At 61.9% G+C, this 1,382-nt stretch carries 2 protein-coding genes; both read left to right on the top strand.

The features are described 5' to 3' along the window. Positions 1-63: 63 nt before the first annotated feature. Positions 64-465 carry a transposase gene (locus tag ABIB06_RS38805; protein ID WP_345946916.1) on the top strand — a complete coding sequence of 134 codons (402 nt, stop codon included), beginning with the start codon at positions 64-66 and terminating at the stop codon, positions 463-465. After that, positions 462-1,319, top strand: a complete 858-nt coding sequence (locus tag ABIB06_RS38800; protein WP_247445846.1) for an IS3 family transposase — start codon at positions 462-464, stop codon at positions 1,317-1,319. The genes ABIB06_RS38805 and ABIB06_RS38800 overlap by 4 nt, the downstream gene beginning before the upstream one ends. The last annotated feature ends 63 nt before the right edge of the window (positions 1,320-1,382 follow it).

The following is a 1,382-nucleotide window of genomic DNA, read 5'->3' as shown; positions in this document are numbered from 1 at the left end:
TGGACTGCACCCCTGGAATGAGACACGGTAATTGCGGTGACAGGCTCATTTCGAGGATGACCTGTGGCAGCAAGAGGAAAGAACCGTCGGTTTCCGACGGCGTACAAATTGAAGGCGATCAAGCGTGCCGAGGGAGGCGAAGGCGTTCTGCCTGTGGCCCGCAAGCTCGGGATACCTCGCAAGATCCTGCATGACTGGATCAAGGCGTGGAAGGCCCACGGGCCTGAAGGGTTGAACCGCAAGCCCGGGCCGAAGCCTGGCCCCCGCAAGCTCAAGCCGCTGCAGGCGGAGGAGACGAAGCGCTCTGCACTTGCCCAGGCGAACGTGCGCATCGCCGAGCTTGAACGGCTGGTGGGTCGCCAGCAGATGGACATCGATTTTTTTCGAAAAGCCTTGCGCGCCTTGGAGCGGCCGGCAGCGCAAGGCAAAACCGTATCCGCATCATCGAAGTCATCGAAGCCATGACGCTGGAAGCAGCCGGTTCGCATGCCGATGTGCAGCGCCTGTGCAGGCTCGCGGGGCTGCCGCGCGCGACCTATTACCGACACTTGGCCGGACGCGCCGATGAGGCAGGTGAGTGCGAGTTGCGGGACTTGATCCAGCGCATTTGCCTCAAGCACCGCTTCTATGGCTACAGGCGGGTGACCGCGACCCTCCGGCGGCAGGGCATGGTGGTGAATGCCAAGAAGGTTCAGCGGCTTATGCGCGAGGACAATCTGCTGGCCCAGCGCAAGGCGCCGTTCCTGAAGCCACCTGCCGATCGGCCCTCGGCCTTTCTCATCGTGCCCAATCTGGTGCGTGGCCTGGTGCCGTCAGCGCCGGATCAAATCTGGGTCGCCGATATCACCTATGTGCATCTCGCCAGAGCCTTCGTCTATCTTGCCGTCATTCTCGACGCCTTCTCGCGCAAGGCCGTCGGCTGGGCTTTGGAGAACACGCTCGACGCCTCGCTCGCCATCGCCGCGCTGGATACAGCCCTTGGTGCTCGAAAGCCGCAACCCGGCAGCTTGATTCATCACTCCGATCGCGGCGTGCAATACGCCTCCATCGCCTATCGCCAACGACTGGCCGATCGCGACATCACCATCAGCATGAGCAGGCCGGGCAATCCCTTCGACAACGCCAAGGCCGAGAGCTTCATGAAGACGCTGAAGACCGAAGAGATCAACGGCAAGGCCTTCGCCGACATCAGCGACGCCCGCCGCCGCATCGATGGCTTTATTGCAGAGGTCTACAACAAGGACCGGCTGCACTCGGCGCTCGGATACCAATCGCCGCTTGAGTTCGAAACCGCCTTCGCGCAAAACAAGGCACGATAACGCATCATGGCAACCGCGCTGTCACCGCAATTACCGTGTCTCATTCCAGGGGTGCAGTCCAGC

Source organism: Bradyrhizobium sp. LB8.2 (assembly GCF_040548035.1).
Lineage (GTDB): Bacteria > Pseudomonadota > Alphaproteobacteria > Rhizobiales > Xanthobacteraceae > Bradyrhizobium.
Note: the sequence above shows the minus strand (reverse complement) of the source record. Positions and strands in the feature narration are given on the sequence as shown.

Coding starts and splice junctions, on each gene's coding strand:
- ABIB06_RS38800 (WP_247445846.1), top strand. CDS start 462: ATGACGCTGGAAGCAGCCGGTTCGCATGCCGATGTGCAGCGCCTGTGC.